The sequence below is a fragment of the Vibrio sp. 1731 genome, from assembly GCF_033339955.1.
GTDB lineage: Bacteria > Pseudomonadota > Gammaproteobacteria > Enterobacterales > Vibrionaceae > Vibrio > Vibrio alginolyticus.
The window spans coordinates 130743-152814 of the sequence record NZ_JAWOVO010000008.1 but is presented as its reverse complement, the minus strand read 5'-3'; the positions used below and the strand labels follow the sequence as shown (position 1 = coordinate 152814).

Genomic DNA, 22072 nt, shown 5'->3' with positions numbered 1-22072 from the left:
AGTACCTTTAAGACACTCCTTAAGATAAATTGTAGCCGTTTTTTATTAGATTATTAGAAGAACATAATGAATATCTACACAGATAAAAAAGTGGTCGCTGTTGGCGGTGGTCATGGCTTAGGTCGAATGCTGGCCGCATTACGAGATTTTGGCAGCAATGCAACTGGGATTGTTGCCACGACTGACAATGGTGGTTCAACAGGAAGAATTCGTCACTGCCAAGGAGGAATCGCTTGGGGAGACACACGTAACTGTATTAATCAGCTCATTACAGAGCCTTCGATCAGTTCTATGATGTTTGAATATCGCTTCAAAGGCACTGGCGAACTTGATGGTCATAATCTTGGTAATTTGATGCTTACTGCACTCGATAACTTATCGGTCAGACCTTTAGATGCCATTAATCTGATTCGCAATATGTTAAAAGTCGACGTTAACATCCTTCCTATGTCCGAACACCCTTCGGATCTTTCCGCGTTATCCGTAGATGGGAAGTGGGTTACGGGAGAAACAAATGTCGACGAAATGAAAGCAGACTTGCGACGTTTGGATCTTTCACCAGAAGTGCCTGCTACCAAAGAAGCCATCACAGCTTTGGCGGAAGCTGACGCGATTATTCTTGGCCCTGGCAGTTTTTTAACTAGTATCATGCCTCCTTTATTGCTGCCTGAACTCGGCAAAGCGATTGCAGCAAACACAAAAGCAAAAGTCATTTTTGTTGCTAACCTGAGTCCAGAATACGGCCCAGCGGGACGAATGACGATGGCTCAAAAATTAGAATGGTGTGAACGTGCCTGTCAAGGAAGAAAAATAGACGTGGTTCTAGCAGAGAAAACCGAGCAAGACGTCTTAAGTCAATGGAATGTAGTGACGGAGTCACTCGCCTCCTCTAACCGAGACTGGCGTCACGATAGAAACAAGCTCAAACTAGCGATTGAAAGTCAGCTACAACTTTCTATTTAAGAGCGCGTTACCTGGCTAGCGCCCTCTTTCAAGGTGTTTATTGATAATGAAAACCCTTCTGTCATCGAAGGGTTTTAGTTCAGGCATCCAGTAAGAACAGATGTTTACTAAGAAAAAATGGTTAATAGGAATAAATAGTTACTGTCGCCAAGAGCGATAAGCATCTCGAGTTTCGTGCAAAAGATCGAACATAACCTCTAACACCTCAGACTCCGCAGTTAACTCACCGGCTTTCGCTTTTTTGTCTATAGACATCGCCAGTTCACAAAGGCGATCTGCCCCAAAGCTCGCAGCACTACTTTTCAACGCGTGGCTGATTTCTTTTGAGTAAGCTAATCGCTCTGCCCCCTGCAGTTGGGATAAGTTCTCGATATAGGTATCCATTTCTCCTAGGAAGATATCGAACAGTACAGGTACGTTGTCACTGCCAATTTCCATCGACAGTTCATCTATTTTTTGCTGATTTAATACATTTACACTCATACTTTTTGCCGCTCTTCCTTGCCGTTCCATGCCTGTAACTTGCGGTAAATCGTCGACGGACTGACATCAAGGTATCCCGCCGCTCGAGGAATATTGCCATCACATGCTTCAATCGCTTGCTCGATTGCCATTTTTTCCGTCATCCATAATGGCATAATCTCAGATGCGGTCATCGCTTTCGGCTCAATTAATTTAGCCACAGACGACGGACGGTCAAGCGGTTGATTCAACGGTGGCGGTAACATGTCCAACGTAATCTCTTTACCGTTGTTTAGAACAACGATATTGCGTAGCACGTTTTGTAACTGACGAACGTTACCCGGCCACTCATAGCTGTTGAATCGCTCGATGACATCAGACGCAAAACGTATGAAGCTTTTTCCTTCTTCGTGTGACATGTAACCTAACAGTGAGTATGCAATTTCAATAACATCTTCGCCTCGTTCGCGTAAAGGCGGTAAATGCAAAGGAATGACATACAAACGATAGTACAAATCTTCACGGAATCGACCTTCTTGTACCTCTTTCCAGGGATCACGGTTAGTGGCACACACAAAGCGCACATCCACGCTCTTCATTTTTGAGGAACCCACTTTTTGGAATGTGCCCGTTTGAATAAATCGTAGCAACTTGGTTTGTAAATCCAAGTCCATCTCACAAAGCTCATCTAGAAAAAGTGTGCCGCCATCCGCTAACTCAGCTGCCCCTTGACGATCATTCGCAGCGCCAGTAAAGGCCCCTTTTACGTGACCAAACAGTTCACTCTCAATCAAATCTTTTGGAATTGCAGCACAGTTAATTGCAATAAAAGGTTTGTCACCACGTTTACTTGCTGCGTGAATAGCCTCGGCACATACCTCTTTACCAGTACCACTTTCACCTGTGATAAAAATACTCGCTTTACTGCTCGCCGCTGAATCTATCGTACGGTAAACCTGCTGCATGGTTTGGCTACTGCCGATAAACCCCTGATAGCTCTGATTACCTGGATTATCGGCTTCATTTTTTAGCTTGGTCGCTTTACGAATGGCATTGTTAACCGTGACACGTAAACGGTCTGCTTCACACGGTTTAATTAGAAAGTCTTGTGAGCCATGACGCATGGCCTCGACAGCGGTATCGATAGAACCGTGAGCGGTCATAAAGATTATAGGTACGTCGGGATGACTCTTTTTAACGGCATGTAAAACGTCCATCCCCGTCATATCTGGCAGACGGAGATCGAGTAAAATAAGATCTGGAATTCGATGATTTAGGCTCTCAATGGCATCCCTACCTGTGCCGACAATATTGATATCTATGCCAAGCGGTGTCAGGTATGAGCGGTACAGAGCCGCAACAGATGCGGTGTCCTCGACCATTAAAAGGTAACGAGACTTTGGGCCTTCGGGTTTTTGTTGCATAACCTAGCTATTATTTTGTTGTGTTTTAAACAATAATCGCATTACGCTTTGCATTTTGCAAATAACATTAGCTAAATTATGGGCAAAGGAAAAAATTCAAAAATAATATCAATTATTTAAAAAGTGGCACAAACCATGCTGTAACGATAGTGACCCCTCGGGTCACCTAGCCAACTGACGTTGTTAGTGAACGATATGTTCACAAAACAAGCCAATAGACCCGACTGCCTATTGGCTTCTTTTTTTTACAAGCGACCTAAAATGCTTGGATAGTTAAATCGGTAAGTTTGTTCAACTATTTGCGATGAACTGCGCTCGTAGTTTTTCAATCTCGTCACGCTTTTGTGCCGCTAACTCAAATTCTAAATCTTGCGCATGCTGATACATCGCTGCCTCCAGTCGACTGATTTCTTTTTCTAGCTGCTGAGGGGACAGTGCCTCGTAAGTTTGCGAAGGCTCCGCCACTTTCGATAATGGTACCTGTTTAGTGTTACGCTGGCGTTTAGACTTAGTGATATCGCCAAGTTCCATGATGTCTTTGATATTTCGTTTGAGCGCTTGTGGCGAAATACCCATTTCTTCGTTGTACGCTTCCTGCTTCTCGCGACGACGGTTAGTTTCATCCATCGCCTTTTTCATTGAGTTGGTGATTCGGTCAGCGTATAAAATCGCCTTACCTTCGATGTTTCGTGCAGCACGACCAATGGTCTGAATGAGTGAGCGTTCAGACCGCAAGAAGCCCTCTTTATCCGCATCCAAAATTGCAACTAACGAGACCTCTGGCATATCCAGGCCCTCTCTCAATAAGTTTATTCCCACCAGCACGTCAAATTCCCCAAGACGAAGGTCACGGATAATTTCCACACGCTCAACAGTATCAATGTCTGAGTGTAAATAACGTACCTTAACATCATGTTCGTGAAGGTATTCGGTGAGATCTTCAGCCATTCGTTTGGTCAGTGTTGTAACCAGAACTCGTTCATCTTTAGCAGCGCGAATACGGATCTCAGACAATAGGTCGTCGACTTGGGTCGCTACTGGGCGAACTTCCAACTCAGGGTCAAGCAAGCCTGTAGGACGAACGACTTGATCCGCTACATCACCCGCCGATTTTTCTAGTTCGTAATTTCCAGGAGTAGCAGAGACGAAAATCGTTTGTGGCGCTAGTGCTTCAAACTCCTCAAACTTCAGTGGACGATTATCCAAAGCTGAAGGTAACCGGAAACCAAACTCCACCAGCGTTTCTTTACGCGAACGGTCGCCTTTATACATGGCACCTATCTGCGGTACTGTCACGTGAGATTCATCGATGATCAACAAGCCATCATGAGGTAAGTAGTCAAACAGGGTTGGTGGCGGCTCACCTTCCGAGCGTCCACTGAGATAACGAGAATAGTTTTCGATACCGGAGCAAAAGCCCAACTCATTCATCATTTCGATATCGAATTGAGTGCGCTGGCTAATTCGCTGCTCTTCCAGTAGCTTGTTGTTATCTAGAAGCTGCTTTTTGCGCACTTCTAGTTCGACTTTAATATTTTCAATCGCTTCAAGAATGCGATCTCTTGGCGTCACATAGTGCGTCTTGGGATAGATGGTATAGCGCGGCAAGTCTCGTTGTTTGACCACGCCTGTCAATGGGTCGAACACACTGATGCAATCCACCTCATCGTCAAACATCTCAACGCGCACAGCGTCTTGGTCTGATTCAGCAGGGAATATATCAATCACCTCGCCACGGACACGGAACTGCCCTCGCTCAAAAGCAACATCATTGCGCGAGTATTGGAGCTCCGCTAGGCGACGAAGCATATCACGCTGATCAATCACATCTCCACGTCGCAAATGAAGCATCATTTGTAAGTAGGATTCCGGATCACCCAAACCATAGATAGCTGAAACCGAAGCAACGATAATAGCGTCTTTCCGTTCCAATAAAGCTTTAGTGGCAGACAGTCGCATTTGCTCAATGTGGGCGTTAACCGAAGCGTCCTTTTCAATGAAAGTATCTGTTGTGGGAACGTATGCTTCAGGTTGGTAGTAATCGTAGTAAGAAACAAAATACTCAACCGCATTATTAGGAAAGAATGACTTCATCTCACCATATAACTGAGCAGCAAGCGTTTTGTTTGGCGCAAGTAATATTGCAGGTCGTTGGGCTTGAGCAATCACATTCGCTAATGTGAAGGTTTTACCTGAGCCTGTGACCCCCAACAAGGTTTGATGTGCTAGCCCAGCATCGAGCCCCTCAAGCAACTGATTGATCGCTCCTGGTTGATCGCCCGACGGCTGATAATCGGAGACCAATTCATAGACTTTACTCATACCCTTCCTCAATTTTACTGCGCTTTGGCTGTATATATATACACCTTAGCTAATGAAATCTACGTCTATCGAGAATTTAACCATCATTGTTAATAAATTTTCTTGTTTGTCTAGAATGCTATAGCCATATAAAAGTGACTCTGATATAGTACTTCGCCCTAGTTGAAGAGCTACACACATTCTTTACATTATAGTTTCCACAACTTTTCCCCAAAAATTAGCTTAAAACTTTCTTATCCCCAAAAGATTGATTTTTATCCACTTTGAATACCTTTTGATTAACATCGATAAACCTCTGTTTTATTTGCTTATTTTACGCATAACTCCGACTAAAAATTCATTAAATAAAAACTTAGTTGCATATTAATTTTCTTTACCCAGATCTCATCAACATACTTATCCACAAATTTAGTGGATAACTAACCTCGAGCCTTTACTGGCAAGCCATACAGAAAAGTAAAGCCCTTAAATCAATATTTTTTGCTAAAAATGTATTTTTTTACTGTTGACAGTAGTTTGAGTGCTCGGTAAGATTCTTCCCGCTTTCAAGCAAAGCAATTCCTCCTTAGCTCAGTTGGTAGAGCGACGGACTGTTAATCCGCAGGTCGCTGGTTCGAGCCCAGCAGGAGGAGCCAGATTATAGAAAAGCCGTGTCGCAAGACACGGCTTTTTTGTATCTTAATCGCCATGAAATCTAAGCCAATCTAGGCGCCATAAAATCACACCGAAATAAGTTCAAATTACAGAACTCATAACATTGTCGTAGATAGTGTTCTCACAACACCACATATTTAATTCTGTCTCTTTCCTAGCAAAAAACAATCATAACTATTTGAATCTATTATTAATGCAATTTAATCATTGAAAAAATGAAAAGCATTCATTTTACTCATAATAAATAAATCCATACGATTAAAAGGGTTAAGAATGGTTCCGTCCTACTCGTCGCCTCCATTCTAATTATCAATAACTTAGGGATTTACTTATGACTATTCCGACAACTGACATGCTAGATGCATGGGCTGGATTTACTGCTGGTGAATGGCAAAACTCTGTCAACACTCGTGACTTCATCCAAAAAAACTATACACCCTATGAGGGAGACGAGACTTTCTTAGCTGAAGTTAGCGAATCCACTTCAGCATTATGGAACCAAGTGCTTGAAGGCATAAAACAAGAAAGCCGCACACACGCCCCTATTGATTTTGACACAGACTTGCCCTCAACAATCACTTCCCACGATGCAGGCTACATCAACAAAGATCTGGAAAAGATCGTTGGCTTACAAACTGATCAACCGCTAAAACGTGCAATCATCGCCAATGGCGGGATTCGCATGGTAAAAAACTCGTGCGAAGTTTATGGCCGCGAACTGGATCCAACGGTTGAAAAGATCTTCACTGAATACCGTAAAACTCACAACAAATCGTGTTTCGACCTTTACACCAAAGAAATTCTAGCCTGTCGTAAATCCGGCATCATCACGGGCCTTCCTGATGCTTATGGCCGTGGTCGTATCATTGGTGACTATCGCCGTCTCGCCCTATACGGTATCGACTTCTTAAAAGCAGACAAAAAAGAACAATACAATTCAACACAAACGTTCTTAGAACAAGGCAACGATCTTGAGAAAACACTTCGTCTTCGCGAAGAAATAGCCGATCAAGTTCAAGCACTTGAAGACATTCGTCAAATGGGTCTGAAATACGGCATTGATATGTCGCTACCTGCAAAAACAGCACAAGAAGCGATCCAATTTACCTACTTTGGCTACCTAGCGGCGGTTAAATCGCAAAACGGCGCAGCAATGTCACTGGGCCGTACTTCGACTTTCCTAGACGTCTATCTAGAGCGCGATATCGCAAACGGTTTGATTGATGAATCACAAGCGCAAGAAATGATTGACCACTTCATCATGAAGCTACGCATGGTTCGCTTCCTACGCACACCAGAATACGATTCATTGTTTTCTGGCGACCCAATCTGGGCAACCGAAGCCATGGCAGGTATGGGTGTTGATGGCCGTACACTAGTATCTAAAACGACATTCCGATACTTACATACGCTGCATACTATGGGCCCTGCTCCTGAACCAAATATGACGATTCTTTGGTCAGAGCAATTGCCTGAAGCGTTCAAACAATATGCTGCAAAAGTGTCGATTGATACCTCTTCGGTTCAATACGAAAACGACGATCTAATGCGTCCTGATTTCGACAATGACGACTACGCGATTGCCTGTTGTGTGAGCCCGCAAATTGTTGGTCAGCACATGCAATTCTTTGGTGCACGTGCCAACCTTGCAAAAGCACTGCTTTACACCATCAATGGTGGTATCGATGAAAAATCGAAAGCGCAAGTGGGTCCGGTAGTGGACAAAGTTCAAGATGAAATTCTCGACTTTGACGCTTTGATGCCTCGTTTCGAAAATATGTTGGAGTGGCTAGCAACGCAATACGTCACAGCGTTGAACATCATCCATTACTCACATGACCGTTACAGCTACGAAGCATCACTGATGGCATTGATGGATCGCGACGTGCACCGCACCATGGCGTGTGGTATTGCAGGTCTGTCTGTTGTCGCTGACTCTTTGGCGGCAATTAAATACGCGACCGTGAAACCTGTTCGTGATGAAGATGGCATCGCCGTTGATTTTGAAATCGAAGGTGATTATCCAAAATTTGGCAACAACGATGCCCGTGTTGATGACATCGCTTGTGATCTAGTTGAGCGCTTCATGAAGAAAATTCAGAAGATGCACACCTACCGCGAAGCAGTGCCAACTCAATCGATTTTAACAATCACATCTAACGTGGTTTACGGTAAAAAAACGGGTAATACACCTGATGGCCGTCGCGCAGGTATGCCTTTTGGGCCGGGTGCAAACCCAATGCACGGTCGTGATGAAAAAGGGGCGGTTGCGTCTCTGGCATCGGTGTCTAAATTACCGTTCGCTTACGCTAAAGATGGTATTTCTTACACTTTCTCAATTGTGCCGAACGCATTGGGTAAAGATGAATTAAGTCAGAAGAAAAACCTAGCCGCGCTAATGGATGGTTACTTCCATCACGAAGCAAGCAACGAGGGCATTGCGATTGAAGGTGGTCAACACCTTAACGTCAACGTTCTAGACCGAGAGATGTTATTGGATGCGGTTGAACATCCAGAGAAATACCCTCAGTTGACGATTCGAGTGTCTGGTTATGCGGTACGTTTTAACTCTCTAACGACAGAGCAACAGCAAGACGTCATCACTCGTACTTTCACAAGTAAGATATAAACACAGTCCATCAAGCACTCAGAAGATTTAAATAATTAGCTTGTAAATATGCATTGCCCGCTTCTCTTTTCTACCTGGGAGAGGCGGGCTTTTTTTAAAATCACACATTAGATGAAAATTAATAGGTAGTATCCTCTCGCTAACAATACATTCAGCAAACGATTCAATTTCTTATTGATTCATCAAAATACATCAATTAGACGACTATTTTTCCATCGTGTATGTAAAACCACATCGTTCACTGGTTGTTATTGGTGTCACAAAACACGATAATATCAAGATCGGATTTTAAGAACGTAATAACTATGACCGAATATGTTTTGTTGTTGGTCGGCACTGTGCTGGTGAACAACTTTGTACTGGTGAAGTTTTTGGGCCTATGTCCTTTCATGGGTGTGTCCAAAAAACTGGAAACAGCAATAGGTATGGGCTTAGCGACAACTTTTGTGCTAACGCTCGCGTCAGTGTGTGCGTATTTAGTGGAAAGCTACATCCTTCGTCCACTGGGTATTGAGTACCTTCGAACCATGAGTTTTATTTTGGTGATAGCCGTTGTGGTGCAGTTCACCGAAATGGTTGTGCACAAAACCAGCCCGACGCTTTATCGCTTGCTTGGCATTTTCTTACCGCTGATCACAACAAACTGCGCAGTATTGGGCGTGGCACTTCTTAACATTAATGAAAACCATAACTTTATTGAATCGATCATCTACGGCTTCGGCGCCGCTGTTGGTTTCTCATTGGTGTTGATACTTTTTGCATCCATGCGAGAGCGCATAGCCGCCGCCGACGTTCCTGTACCTTTTAAAGGTGCATCAATAGCAATGATTACAGCAGGTTTAATGTCACTCGCCTTTATGGGCTTTACAGGTTTGGTGAAGTAAGCGATGAGTACGATTTTAATTGCGATTATCGCGTTAGCGGTTCTGGCTGCGATTTTCGGCGCGATACTTGGTTTTGCTTCTATTCGCTTTAAAGTTGAAGCGGACCCTATTGTGGATCAAATCGACGCCATTTTACCGCAAACTCAATGCGGTCAATGTGGCTACCCTGGTTGCCGCCCTTATGCTGAAGCAATTGCAAATGGCGACCACATAAACAAATGTCCACCTGGTGGTCAGGCAACAATCGAAAAGCTCGCCGACTTAATGGGTGTTGAGCCAGAAGAATCTGCGCACGATCTCGACAGCAAAATTCCAACCGTTGCGTTTATTCATGAAGACATGTGTATTGGCTGCACTAAGTGTATTCAGGCGTGTCCGGTGGATGCAATTGTAGGCGGAACAAAGGCGGTCCATACCGTAATCAAAGACGAATGTACGGGCTGTGACTTGTGTGTTGCCCCATGTCCGACTGATTGTATTGAAATGATTCCTGTGGCAACGACCACAGAAAGCTGGAAGTGGCAACTTCACTCCATTCCGGTACTTAACATTACGGATGCTGCCGACAATGCAGCGAACGTGAAAGATTCAATTAAGTAAGGTTTCACATGTTGTCTTTGATTGAACAAATTCGTACAGGCGCGCTTTGGGATTTCCCAGGTGGTGTGCATCCGGCAGAAAATAAAAAGCAGTCCAACAAAACTGAACTCGCTCATGCGGCTATCCCGTCAGAAATTGTATTGCCGCTAAAACAGCACATTGGTAAAGCGGGTAACCTACTGGTTGCCGAAGGTGACTACGTATTAAAAGGTCAGCCATTAACGCAATCGGAGACCGGCTTTACGGTTCCAGTGCATGCTCCAACATCAGGTACGCTCACCGCGATTGAGCCACGAACTGTCGCGCACCCTTCTGGGTTAAGTGAATTATGCGCTGTCATCACGCCTGATGGTAACGATGCATGGTGTGAAAGAAACCCCGTCGCAGATTACCAACAAGAAACCCCTGACGCACTGATTGATGTTATTCGTCTCGCTGGTATTTCTGGTATGGGTGGCGCAGGCTTCCCTACTGCAAAAAAAATCCAATCAGGTTTTGCTCGTACCGAGATTCTTATCGTTAATGCAGCAGAGTGCGAGCCATACATCACGTCTGATGACAAGCTCATGCAAGAACATGCCGAAGAGCTTATTCAAGGTATCGAAATTGTCGAACATATCCTGACACCAAAGCTCACGATTATTGGCATTGAAGACAACAAACCAGAAGCAATCAAAGCGCTAGAAGCTGCGGCTATAAACAAAGATATCGTTATTCGCGTTATCCCAACTAAATACCCTTCTGGCGGTGAAAAACAGCTGATCAAAATTTTAACCAATAAAGAAGTGCCAAGTGGCGCGATTCCAGCCGATATTGGTATTTTGGTTCAGAATGTTGGTTCTCTTTACGCTATAAAACGCGCAGTCATCGACGGTGAGCCGATGATAAAACGCATCGTGACTCTCACTGGTAAAACCTTCAAACAACCACGCAACGTTTGGGCATTATTAGGGACACCAGTACAAGCACTGTTGGATGAGTTTGGCTATAAAGCAGATAAGAAGTTACAGCGTTTAATTATGGGTGGGCCAATGATGGGCTTTACCCTTCCTCACTCCCAAGTGCCGATTACCAAGACAGCAAACTGTATCCTTGCTCCGACTCGTCGTGAGATCTCTCCGCACCAGTATGAGATGGAATGTATTCGCTGTAGCCAATGTGCAGAAGCGTGCCCTGCTTCGCTGCTGCCTCAACAACTGCAATGGCATGCAAAAGCTGAAGAGTATGACAAACTCGAAGAATTAAACTTAAAGGATTGTATCGAGTGCGGCGCTTGTGCGTTTGTATGTCCAAGTGAAATTCCGCTCGTACAGTACTACCGCCAAGCGAAAGCAGAAATTAGAACTAGAACACAAGAAGCGGAAGCTGCAGAGCGAGCAAAACTGCGTTTTGAAGAGAAAAAAGCGCGTATGGAACGCGAAAAAGCAGAACGTGAAAATCGCTTCAAGAAAGCTGCCGATCAGCGCCGTAAAGAGATGAAGTCTTCTGGCGGCGATGATGCGATAGCAGCAGCAATCGCACGAGTGAAAGCTCAAAAGACAGAAACCACAGAAAAAACAGAGCCAGCAGTAAAACCAGCCGTAGCGGCAGCCATTGCCAAAGCGAAGGCGAAACAAGCGGCAGCAGCTAAAGCAGGCTCTAGTGAACCTGATAACTCAGAAATGGCAAAACTGCGCGAAGAGCGCAAACGTCTTGCTCGCGAACGGAAAGCGCAAAAAGAACAAGGCGAAACGCCAGACAATAACGCTGATGATAAAAAGTCGGCAGTTGCGGCCGCCATCGCCCGAGCTAAAGCGAAAAAAGCACAACAAGAAGATTCAACTGAATCTGTAGAATCGGAAACGTCTGCACAGCAAGACAGCGATCCGAAGAAAGCCGCGGTTGCTGCTGCCATTGCACGTGCCAAAGCACGTAAAGCGAAGCAAGCAGACTCAACTGAAGCGCAAGAAGCTGACGCACCTGCTGAGCAAACCGACGATCCGAAAAAAGCCGCAGTTGCCGCTGCAATTGCTCGAGCCAAAGCGCGCAAAGCTAAGCAAGCAGACTCAACCGAAGCGGAAGAAGCTGACGCACCTGCCGAGCAAACCGAAGATCCGAAAAAAGCCGCCGTGGCTGCTGCGATTGCACGTGCCAAAGCACGTAAAGCGAAGCAAGCAGACTCAACTGAAGCGGAAGAAGCTGAAGCACCTACTGAGCAAACCGACGATCCGAAAAAAGCCGCCGTGGCTGCTGCGATTGCACGTGCCAAAGCGCGAAAAGCGAAGCAAGCAGACTCAACTGAAGCGGAAGAAGCTGACGCACCTGCCGAGCAAACCGACGATCCGAAAAAAGCCGCAGTTGCCGCTGCCATTGCACGTGCCAAAGCGCGCAAAGCGAAGCAAGCAGACTCAGCTGAAGCACCTGCCGAGCAAACCGAAGATCCGAAAAAAGCCGCCGTGGCAGCTGCCATCGCTCGAGCCAAAGCGCGCAAAGCGAAGCAAGAAACGCAAACAGAGCCTGTTGAAGAAGCAACCTCCGAAGAACCAGAAGTGGATCCGAAGAAAGCCGCGGTTGCCGCAGCAATTGCGCGCGCGAAGGCACGCAAAGCGCAACAAGAAGCTAATAAAAATAATACTGAGGAGAACGAGTAGTGTCGTTTTTTATTGCCAGTTCACCGCATACCCACAGTCGTCGTAATACGCCAGACTTAATGAAATGGGTGGCACTTTGCGCACTTCCAGGTTTAGTAGCTCAAACCTACTTCTTTGGCTGGGGTACGCTGATTCAGCTGATTTTTGCCATTGCAGTCGCTGTATCCCTTGAAGCCTTAGTCATGATCTGTCGTAAACGCTCACCAATGAGAGCGCTACGTGATAACAGTGCAATAGTTACCGCTTGGTTGTTAGCCGTTGCTATACCACCATGGTCTCCGTGGTGGATTATGGTGATCGGGCTTATTTTTGCGATAGTAATCGCTAAACACCTCTATGGTGGCCTTGGACAAAACTTATTCAACCCTGCAATGGTCGCTTATGTGGTCTTGTTGATCTCTTTCCCAGTACAAATGACGAGTTGGAGTGCACCGACATCACTCATACCTGATCATGTAAATTTTGCAGATACACTCTCTTTAATTTTTACGGGCTATGATTACGACGGCTTATCACTTCAGCAAGTTCGCTCAGGTGTTGACGGTGTGACAATGGCGACACCACTTGATGCATTTAAGACTGGCATTCTTACAGGTGCCACTCCAAGCGAAGTAATGTCGCAGCCGATATTTGATGGCTTAGGTGGTATTGGTTGGCAATGGGTAAACCTTGCTTACCTTCTTGGCGGCATAGTCATGATCAAAAAGCGTATCATCCAATGGTATATTCCAGCAGGTTTCCTTGCGAGTCTGACTCTGTTTAGCCTAGTGTTCACGTTGCTGACGCCAGGGGAAACTGCGTCGCCAATTTTACACTTGTTATCTGGTGCAACCATGCTTGGCGCATTCTTTATTGCAACCGATCCCGTTTCGGCGTCTACCACCGTCAAAGGACGTTTAATCTTCGGTGCGCTTATTGGTGCTTTGGTTTTTATCATTCGCAGTTGGGGCGGTTTCCCAGATGGTGTTGCATTTGCAGTGTTGCTTGCAAATATGTGTGTGCCACTGATCGATTACTACACCAAACCTAGAACTTACGGTCACTGAGGTAAACATGTTAACCGCTATTAGAAAAAATGGTCTGACACTCGCGATATTTGCATGTGCAACAACCGGATTAGTCGCCCTTACTCAGTACCTAACAAAAGACCAAATCAAGGTACAAGAGCAAAAACAATTACTTTCTGTTTTGAATCAAGTCATTCCAGAAAACATGCATGACAACGCACTCACGCAAGCTTGTACAATGGTCACGTCTCCAGATCTGGGGACATTACGTGCGATGCCAGCCTACCTCGCTACGAAGAATGGTGAACCAACAGCAATCGCAATAGAATCTATCGCGCCAGATGGCTACAATGGTGAGATAAAAGTGATTACTGGGATTGATAATCAGGGCAATATTTTGGGGACACGCGTCCTAAACCACCAAGAAACCCCTGGTCTGGGCGATAAAATCGATCTTCGTGTCACCGACTGGATCCTGAGCTTTACAGGAAAACAAGTCACGGAAAACAATTGGAATTCGTGGAAAGTTCGTAAAGATGGCGGCGATTTCGATCAATTTACTGGTGCAACGATCACGCCAAGAGCCGTCGTAAAAGTGGTGCGAAATACCGTTAACTACGTAAACCAATCTCGTGAAGACATTCTTAACCAGCCGTTAGGCTGTGAAGGAGAGCAGTAATGAATGAGAATAAATTACTGATGAAAAACGGTATGTGGAGTAACAACCCCGCTCTCGTACAACTGCTGGGCTTATGTCCACTGCTAGCGGTTTCTTCCACGATAACCAATGCATTAGGTCTTGGTATTGCAACCTTACTCGTGCTAGTTGGATCCAACGTCACGGTTTCTCTTATTCGTAACTATGTGCCAAAAGAGATCCGTATACCTGTATTCGTGATGATCATTGCCTCACTCGTTACCTGCGTTCAGTTGTTAATGAATGCCTATGCGTACGGTTTGTACCTGTCTCTAGGTATCTTTATTCCTCTGATTGTAACGAACTGTATTATTATTGGCCGAGCAGAAGCTTACGCGTCAAAAAATGATGTTGCACCCGCTGCGCTAGATGGTTTGTGGATGGGCCTTGGTATGACGAGCGTCTTGGTTGTTTTAGGTGCCATGCGCGAATTAATTGGTAATGGCACACTATTCGACGGAGCAGACCTTCTCCTAGGAGACTGGGCTTCAGCTCTACGGATTCAAGTTTTCCAATTTGACAATAGCTTCCTGTTAGCGCTTCTCCCACCTGGTGCATTTATCGGTGTTGGGCTGTTGATAGCGCTCAAAAATGTCATAGATAATTCAATTCAGGCACGTCAACCAAAAGAAGAAAAACCAACCATAGAACGTGCTCGCGTCACTAACGCATAACAAGATAAGGCTCTGTCATAGGAGCCTTTTTCATAAACCGCAGAGACGGTATTGGAAGTCAGCAATGAACAAAATAAAAAGAATCGAAATTCTTGAGCGATTACGAGAAAACAATCCGAATCCTCAAACTGAGCTTAACTGGAGCTCCCCTTTTGAGCTGCTAATCGCTGTATTACTATCAGCTCAAGCAACCGATGTAAGCGTCAATAAAGCCACCGACAAGCTTTTCCCTGTAGCGAATACACCTCAAAGCATTCTTGATTTGGGAGTCGATGGCTTAAAAGAATACATAAAGACCATCGGTTTGTTTAACTCAAAGGCAGAAAACACAATCAAGACTTGTAAGATCTTGTTGGAAAAACACAATGGTGAAGTTCCTGAAGATCGTGCAGCGTTAGAAGCGCTGCCAGGCGTAGGTCGCAAGACCGCAAACGTCGTGCTCAACACCGCTTTTGGTTGGCCAACTATTGCCGTCGATACGCACATTTATCGCGTGTCGAATCGCACTAAATTTGCGATGGGAAAAACGGTTGATGATGTCGAGCAGAAGCTATTAAAAGTTGTGCCAAAAGAGTTCAAACTCGATGTGCACCACTGGCTCATTCTTCATGGTCGTTATACGTGCGTAGCAAGAAAGCCTCGCTGCGGTAGCTGCATTATCGAAGATTTGTGCGAATATAAAGAGAAAGTATACCCAGATAGCTAACGCTATTTGTAAATCAAAGCTAGGAGCAAAAAATGTCAAACGGTCGAATTCTCCACACTATGCTTCGCGTAGGTGATCTAGACAAATCCATCAAGTTTTACACTGAAGTTATGGGCATGCAGCTGCTTCGTACTAACGAAAATAAAGAGTACGAATACACGCTAGCGTTTCTTGGTTATGGTGACGAATCCCAAGGTGCAGTGATCGAACTGACTTACAACTGGGGTAAAACTGAGTATGACTTAGGTACCGCTTTTGGTCATATCGCCATTGGTGTTGATGATATCTACACAACTTGCGACGCTATCAAAGCGGCGGGCGGTAATGTGACGCGTGAGCCAGGTCCAGTAAAAGGCGGAAGCACGCACATTGCATTCGTAAAAGACCCAGATGGTTATATGATTGAGCTTATTCAAAACAAGCAAGCTTCAGCAGGTCTTGAAGGCTAAGCGGCACTTCTAATAATCACTTGTACTGCAAGTTGAACTCCGATTACAGGCAGGTCTGCGATCTGCCTGTCCTTTTATAAACAAAACTCTTTACTTGATAATAGTTATCGTTTAGATTTATCCGCAACTTCGATATGCGGGATTACGATAATGATCAGTGAATGGGAAAAACACACACTTCTAGCCGATACGGCACTTCAACTAGATGACCCTGTTCGCAGCATTCTTCATTACCAGCAAGCCCTAAGCCTGAGTGAAGATATCAGCGAATGTGTGGAAATTGAGGCGGACGAGCGATTATTAATTTCTGTGATTTCTTGTCATAACTTAGCTCAGTTCTGGCGTTGGGCCGGAGATACTGACTATGAACTCAAATACCTTCAACTGGCCTCTGAGAAAGTCTTAACACTTATCCCACAATGCCCAAATAAAGAGTGTGCAAGCTTTATCGACTCGATAGGATGCTGTACTAAGGCGTTGATAGACTTTATGAAGCGTCACCCTAATCCAGCTATTGCCAAACAGGTTGAAAAAATAGATACCGCAACCAATTGCGAAGTCATTGCCAAATTCCGCTTAAACTAACATTCAAATTATACAGCAGGAATCACCGAAAGGTGCTTGGCAAAATACCACTAAAATATTATTAACAACGTCAGTAAATCAAAAACGCCGAAGCTTTCAGCTTCGGCGTTTTTATAAGCATCACACTTGGGTTCGCCCTAGAGATATCACGACTCGGCGGTTTTTGTCTTTTCCTATTGGCGAACCGTTATCTGCAATAGGACGACGCTTGCCGTACCCTTGCACTTGAATTCGATCTTCCGGTAGCCCTAGAGACTGAAAATAGTCACGAAGTGACTCTGCACGTCGCTCTGATAAACTTTGACTCGCACTTTTACCATCGGTTGAATCTGTGTACGTCGCCACCAGCACGAGATCGATATCTTGATTATGTCGGATATAATCTGCAATTTGTGATAAACGCTTTTTAGAAGCCTTGGTTAACTGATCACCTTGTCTTTCGTAGTGCAAAATCGTAAAAGCAATGTCCTCAAAACTATATTTCAATAAGTTGGAAATACAGTCGCTAAACGCGTTGTACTTGTTTTGAAATAGTACTGATGACAATGCGACTTCAATTCTCTGATCTCGGCTCTGCCAATCTTGGTAACTAAAAGTCGGATAACGGCCTTTTTCCAGCTCAGACAAAATGCCCCATGCTGTTTGCCCTCCGACATAACCATCAAACTGTTTAAAAAACTTTAGGTTTGTAATTCGATCGGCGTGTTCACCTGGCCGCCAAGGTGGCGGCATAGAAATGAGACTGACGTTACGTGTTTCTCCCATCGGACGACGCATTTTTAACTCAAAGTCTAAATTGATTTTTTTATTTGCACGAGATGAAAATACCGCATCTCCAAAGCTTGGAATGGGGTGTACAAGCTGACATTCTAATGGTGTATTGACCACCATTTCCCATTGAGATTGCTGTGGAGTTGCAGCATAACGTTTGCCCATCAAAGCGAAGCTGCTTGTGCTAAACAACGAAAATACAACACCACTGGTAATCAGCCATTTCTTCATCTAATACTGTCTCTTAAACGGCAGTCTGTTGCCGTCAAATTGCATCAATAAAACCACTTCAACCGGCATGCAAAAATCTCGCCAATATCGGAATATCTGTCACACTGCCATTAATGTGAGCCATAGTGTTCCAATCACCTTAACCGCCACTTAGCGTTTTACTTCCTCATGTTTTATCGGTTTACATGATGCAAAGTATGGCGAATAAACGTCTACATAATATGCAATACAAACTTATTGATTGGATGCAAAATAGAATTCCGGTTTTCTCTTAAATTGCGGTTTTTCTCATCGGTATAATCTGCAATAATGCAGCCTTCGTCACACAAAAATAAGCCAACATGACACTAGAAAATGAAGCTCTAACCTTGAAAAAACGCTTTCGTGGTTATTTCCCTGTGGTAGTAGACGTTGAGACCGCTGGTTTCAATGCTCAAACTGATGCACTTTTAGAAATCTGTGCCGTTACGTTGAAAATGGACGAACATGGCGTGTTGCATCCGGCCTCCACCATTCATTTTCATGTGGAACCATTTGAAGGCTCTAACTTAGAAAAAGAAGCGCTTGAATTCAATGGTATTCGTGACCCTTTCAGCCCTCTTCGTGGTGCTGTTTCTGAGCAAGAGGCGCTAAAGGAAATTTATAAGCTTATTCGCAAAGAACAAAAAGCCGCAGATTGCTCACGTGCAATTATGGTTGCTCATAACGCAGCATTCGACTTGGGTTTTGTAAATGCAGCAAATGAACGCTGTAAACTAAAAAGAGTCCCTTTTCATCCCTTTGCTACTTTTGATACGGCTACATTAAGTGGCCTTGCTTATGGCCAAACAGTTCTCGCTAAAGCATGCAAAACAGCCGGGATGGAATTTGATAACCGTGAAGCACACTCTGCGCTTTACGATACACAAAAAACAGCAGAATTATTCTGCGGTATTGTCAACAAATGGAAGGCCCTCGGCGGTTGGCCGCTTGTCGACGAAGAATAATAAGTAAACACAACATATTAGGAAAAGTATGAATCCTGTCGTTATATCAGTGTGCGTCATGCTCGTGTTAGCATTGATGCGCGTAAACGTGGTGGTTGCCCTCACGTTTAGTGCCATCGTAGGCGGCCTAGTCGCAGGCATGAGCCTTGGGGATACGGTTGCCGCATTTGAAAGTGGTCTAGGTGGCGGTGCAACTATCGCGCTAAGCTACGCCATGTTAGGTACTTTCGCTATTGCCATCTCGAAATCAGGCATCACGGATCTACTGGCCAAAAGTGTTATCAAGCGCTTAAATGGCAAAGAAAACTCCGCTTCCACTACTGGCTTAAAGTACGCCGTGTTGGTGGCATTAGTGCTTGTTACGATGTCATCTCAGAACGTAATTCCGGTCCATATCGCCTTTATTCCAATTTTGATTCCACCTCTTTTGGGCGTATTTGCGAAACTTAAACTCGACCGACGTTTGGTCGCGTGTGTTCTTACCTTCGGTTTGATCACACCTTACATGATCTTACCTGTTGGTTTCGGCGGTATTTTCTTAAACAACATTCTATTAAAGAACCTACATGACAACGGTTTGGAAAACGTGGTTGCAAGCCAAGTCCCAACCGCCATGTTACTGCCAGGTGCAGGGATGCTGTTTGGTCTATTACTGGCTATCTTTGTTAGCTATCGTAAACCGCGTGTCTACAAAGAAACTGAGTTGACTGTCGTTGACGAAACCGATCATGTCATCAATAAAAAGCACATCTTAGTTGCGGCACTTGGTATTGTCGCTGCATTGGGTGTTCAGCTTTACACGGGTTCAATGATTATCGGTGCTCTAGCTGGCTTTATGGTGTTTACTTTCGGCGGCGTTATTGCATGGAAAGAGACGCACGACGTGTTCACTAAAGGTGTACACATGATGGCAATGATTGGCTTCATCATGATTGCAGCGGCAGGTTTTGCAGCAGTAATGAAGCAAACTGGCGGTGTTGAAACACTAGTACAATCGCTATCAACCAGCATCGGTGACAATAAGCCTCTAGCTGCACTACTGATGCTGATCGTTGGTCTATTAGTAACAATGGGCATTGGTTCATCGTTCTCTACGATTCCAATCCTTGCAACTATCTATGTGCCTCTTGCGCTAGCATTCGGCTTCTCGCCGATGGCAACGATTGCACTGGTAGGTACTGCAGCGGCGTTAGGTGATGCAGGCTCTCCAGCTTCTGACTCTACATTAGGCCCTACATCTGGTCTAAATGCCGACGGTCAACATGAGCACATTTGGGAAACAGTCGTTCCAACCTTTATCCATTATAATATCCCTCTAATCATCTTTGGTTGGATTGCAGCAATGGTGCTTTAATACTATTGTTTGGATGGATATACATTAGTTACGAAAAAGCCGCTCAATGAGCGGCTTTTTGTTATTCATAACTGTGGTTATTGCGCTGGCATATTGTCAATAATACGCTCACGAATCAGCTTCAAGGTTGGTTCTGTCGACAGGTAATCGATGGCAATCGGAAAATAAGCGTCGTTAATTTTAAGAACCAAGCTAGGGTAAGAGCTCACACCTAGGCTCTTTGCAAGGCTCAATTGATCTTCGAACACACCTTCTAAGAAAGAGCCATCCATGTCATTCTTGAATTGCTGAACATTCAAGCCAATTTCTCTCGCTAGTTGCAAGTGAGTGGCTTCTTCATGAGGAGGCATCGCACGTAAGTAGTACGCATGCTGAATCGCTTCTAGCATCTGCTCATAAGAGTCTTGAAAGCCCGCTGCAATAACCGCACGACAAGATTGGTAAGTGCTTCTAACTGGCGTACAAAGCTTCCAGAAATCGTAGTTAAACTTAGTGCCTAACTGGCGCTCAATCTGCTTCCAAATACCTTCGAGTTTTTGTTGCATCTCGGGCGGCATCGGTAAATTAGTATCTGGCGCAAGACCACCAACCACATACTCAAATTGAATCACACCTGGCAGTTGCTGTTTTAGTTTATCCAGCGTTGGTTTGTAACCCCAACACCAACTGCACATTGGGTCATGCACGTAGTAAAGCTTTATGTTCATTCCACTAACCTAAAAAGAAAAAGGAGCCAGTACGGCTCCTTCGTATTCTATCGCTAAATGTGAGTATTTACGAATTACTCAGCTTGATCTTCAGCGCGCGCTGCTGCTTCTTTGATTAGAGGCTGCAGTTCACCTTTTTGGAACATTTCTAGAATAATGTCACAACCGCCGATAAGCTCACCTTCAACCCATAGTTGAGGGAAAGTTGGCCATTGCGCGTACTTTGGTAACTCAGCACGGATATCTGGGTTTTGCAGAATGTCTACGTAAGCGAACTTCTCACCACATGCCATTAGTGCCTGTGACGCTTGAGAAGAGAAACCACAGCTAGGTAGTTTCGGTGATCCTTTCATGTACAGCAGGATTGAGTTTTCAGAGATCTGCTGTTTGATTTTGTCGATAGTTTCCATCGCTTCCTCATTCATGGGTTTGAACTTTATTTATTTGCCACATTCTACTCAATAACGACAGAATAAAAACCATATAATTAATAAGGTTTAATTTTAGGTTGCTCATTGGCGAGCAATGCAGCACTTCACCACTGCTAACCTCTTAAAATATTTTCATATCGGGGTTTTAATAAAGTAAAAACTTGCTAAAATACTTAGCAAGTCAGCCTTAAAGGCGACATAGCTATAAAAAAACACTGGAAGCAATCGAAAGGTCATCCTTTCAAATCAATGGAGAATCGAGTAATGGCATTTGAACTACCAGCTCTTCCTTACGCGAAAGACGCACTAGAACCACACATCTCAGCAGAGACTCTAGACTACCACCACGGTAAGCACCACAACACTTACGTTGTTAAGCTTAACGGTCTTATCCCTGGTACTGAGTTCGAAGGCAAAACTCTAGAAGAGATCATCAAGACTTCTACTGGTGGCGTATTCAACAACGCAGCGCAAATCTGGAACCACACGTTCTACTGGCACTGTCTTGCTCCAAATGCGGGCGGCGAGCCAACTGGCGCAGTTGCAGACGCAATCAACGCAGCATTCGGTTCTTTTGAAGAATTCAAAGCGAAGTTTACTGATTCAGCAATCAACAACTTCGGTTCTTCATGGACTTGGCTTGTTAAGAAAGCTGATGGCTCTCTAGAGATCGTTAACACTTCTAACGCTGCTACTCCTCTAACAGAAGAAGGTACAACACCACTTCTAACTGTTGACCTATGGGAACACGCGTACTACATCGATTACCGCAACGTACGTCCTGATTACATGAACGGCTTCTGGGCTCTAGTAAACTGGGACTTCGTAGCTGAGAACCTAGCGAAGTAATATACTTCCCCCCTAAGTTCAATTTAGTCTTATTCAAAAGCTCGCTATTTAGCGGGC

General features: G+C 44.6%; 20 protein-coding genes and 1 tRNA gene. 15 read left to right on the top strand and 6 right to left on the bottom strand.

The genetic code is table 11. The features are described from left to right. The first annotated feature begins 66 nt into the window (after positions 1-66). The gene (locus R7035_RS11680; RefSeq protein WP_025767209.1) at positions 67-963 is read left to right on the top strand and encodes a YvcK family protein; all 897 of its coding nucleotides are present in this window, start codon (positions 67-69) and stop codon (positions 961-963) included. Between the two features lie 138 nt (positions 964-1101). Here R7035_RS11680 and luxU read toward each other — a convergent pair whose 3' ends face one another. The 3 genes from luxU to uvrB form a co-directional block, all read right to left on the bottom strand. Then, on the bottom strand, positions 1102-1446 hold the full coding sequence (luxU, locus tag R7035_RS11675; RefSeq protein WP_005380770.1) for a quorum-sensing phosphorelay protein LuxU: 345 nt from the start codon (positions 1444-1446) through the stop codon (positions 1102-1104). Beyond that, complete coding sequence (gene luxO, locus R7035_RS11670) at positions 1443-2849, bottom strand: quorum-sensing sigma-54 dependent transcriptional regulator LuxO (protein WP_213880389.1); 1407 nt, start codon at positions 2847-2849, stop codon at positions 1443-1445. The genes luxU and luxO overlap by 4 nt, the downstream gene beginning before the upstream one ends. A 291-nt stretch (positions 2850-3140) precedes the next feature. Then, positions 3141-5171 (bottom strand): excinuclease ABC subunit UvrB, encoded by a 2031-nt coding sequence (gene uvrB / locus R7035_RS11665; protein ID WP_017636056.1) that lies wholly within the window; start codon positions 5169-5171, stop codon positions 3141-3143. Between the two features lie 559 nt (positions 5172-5730). On the opposite strand from uvrB, the gene R7035_RS11660 reads away from it, so the two are divergent. The 11 genes from R7035_RS11660 to R7035_RS11610 all read left to right on the top strand — a co-directional run bounded on the left by R7035_RS11660 (position 5731) and on the right by R7035_RS11610 (position 16686). Continuing rightward, a tRNA-Asn gene (locus R7035_RS11660) sits at positions 5731-5806 on the top strand. A gap of 350 nt (positions 5807-6156) precedes the next feature. Continuing rightward, on the top strand, positions 6157-8454 hold the full coding sequence (gene pflB, locus R7035_RS11655) for a formate C-acetyltransferase (RefSeq protein WP_262651805.1): 2298 nt from the start codon (positions 6157-6159) through the stop codon (positions 8452-8454). A 305-nt stretch (positions 8455-8759) separates the two neighbouring features. Continuing rightward, positions 8760-9338 (top strand): electron transport complex subunit RsxA, encoded by a 579-nt coding sequence (gene rsxA / locus R7035_RS11650; protein WP_005380762.1) that lies wholly within the window; start codon positions 8760-8762, stop codon positions 9336-9338. Between the two features lie 3 nt (positions 9339-9341). Then, complete coding sequence (gene rsxB, locus R7035_RS11645; RefSeq protein ID WP_005380760.1) at positions 9342-9938, top strand: electron transport complex subunit RsxB; 597 nt, start codon at positions 9342-9344, stop codon at positions 9936-9938. Positions 9939-9946: 8 nt separating this feature from the next. Next, positions 9947-12568, top strand: a complete 2622-nt coding sequence (gene rsxC / locus R7035_RS11640; protein WP_262651804.1) for an electron transport complex subunit RsxC — start codon at positions 9947-9949, stop codon at positions 12566-12568. Beyond that, entirely contained in the window at positions 12568-13614 is a 1047-nt protein-coding gene (gene rsxD, locus R7035_RS11635; protein ID WP_033907336.1) for an electron transport complex subunit RsxD, read from the top strand. Before rsxC ends, rsxD begins: the two co-directional genes overlap by 1 nt. A gap of 7 nt (positions 13615-13621) precedes the next feature. Continuing rightward, positions 13622-14254 carry an electron transport complex subunit RsxG gene (gene rsxG / locus R7035_RS11630; RefSeq protein WP_047103464.1) on the top strand — a complete coding sequence of 211 codons (633 nt, stop codon included), beginning with the start codon at positions 13622-13624 and terminating at the stop codon, positions 14252-14254. Continuing rightward, on the top strand, positions 14254-14946 hold the full coding sequence (locus R7035_RS11625) for an electron transport complex subunit E (protein WP_005380745.1): 693 nt from the start codon (positions 14254-14256) through the stop codon (positions 14944-14946). Before rsxG ends, R7035_RS11625 begins: the two co-directional genes overlap by 1 nt. 64 nt (positions 14947-15010) lie before the next feature. After that, positions 15011-15652 (top strand): endonuclease III, encoded by a 642-nt coding sequence (gene nth, locus R7035_RS11620; protein ID WP_005380743.1) that lies wholly within the window; start codon positions 15011-15013, stop codon positions 15650-15652. Positions 15653-15684: 32 nt separating this feature from the next. Then, a complete protein-coding gene (gene gloA, locus R7035_RS11615; protein WP_005380739.1) occupies positions 15685-16101 on the top strand; it encodes a lactoylglutathione lyase in 417 nt (138 codons plus the stop codon). A 150-nt stretch (positions 16102-16251) separates the two neighbouring features. Beyond that, complete coding sequence (locus R7035_RS11610; RefSeq protein WP_005384886.1) at positions 16252-16686, top strand: DUF2753 domain-containing protein; 435 nt, start codon at positions 16252-16254, stop codon at positions 16684-16686. A 120-nt stretch (positions 16687-16806) separates the two neighbouring features. On the opposite strand, the gene motY is transcribed toward R7035_RS11610, so the two are convergent. Further along, positions 16807-17688, bottom strand: coding sequence for a flagellar protein MotY (gene motY / locus R7035_RS11605; protein WP_005384887.1), 882 nt, complete (start codon positions 17686-17688; stop codon positions 16807-16809). 341 nt (positions 17689-18029) lie between these two features. Between motY and rnt the strand changes: the two genes are divergently transcribed. Together rnt and R7035_RS11595 are read left to right on the top strand one after the other, a co-directional pair. Next, the gene (rnt, locus tag R7035_RS11600; protein WP_025767203.1) at positions 18030-18674 is read left to right on the top strand and encodes a ribonuclease T; all 645 of its coding nucleotides are present in this window, start codon (positions 18030-18032) and stop codon (positions 18672-18674) included. 28 nt (positions 18675-18702) lie between these two features. After that, positions 18703-20028 carry a Na+/H+ antiporter family protein gene (locus R7035_RS11595; protein WP_318146141.1) on the top strand — a complete coding sequence of 442 codons (1326 nt, stop codon included), beginning with the start codon at positions 18703-18705 and terminating at the stop codon, positions 20026-20028. 77 nt (positions 20029-20105) lie between these two features. Here the strand turns inward: R7035_RS11595 and R7035_RS11590 are convergent, their stop codons facing one another. Together R7035_RS11590 and R7035_RS11585 are read right to left on the bottom strand one after the other, a co-directional pair. Next, complete coding sequence (locus R7035_RS11590) at positions 20106-20735, bottom strand: DsbA family protein (RefSeq protein ID WP_132936849.1); 630 nt, start codon at positions 20733-20735, stop codon at positions 20106-20108. Positions 20736-20809: 74 nt separating this feature from the next. Then, on the bottom strand, positions 20810-21145 hold the full coding sequence (locus tag R7035_RS11585; protein WP_017635833.1) for a Grx4 family monothiol glutaredoxin: 336 nt from the start codon (positions 21143-21145) through the stop codon (positions 20810-20812). Positions 21146-21430: 285 nt separating this feature from the next. On the opposite strand from R7035_RS11585, the gene sodB reads away from it, so the two are divergent. Further along, a complete protein-coding gene (gene sodB, locus R7035_RS11580; protein ID WP_005396533.1) occupies positions 21431-22015 on the top strand; it encodes a superoxide dismutase [Fe] in 585 nt (194 codons plus the stop codon). Positions 22016-22072 lie beyond the last annotated feature (57 nt).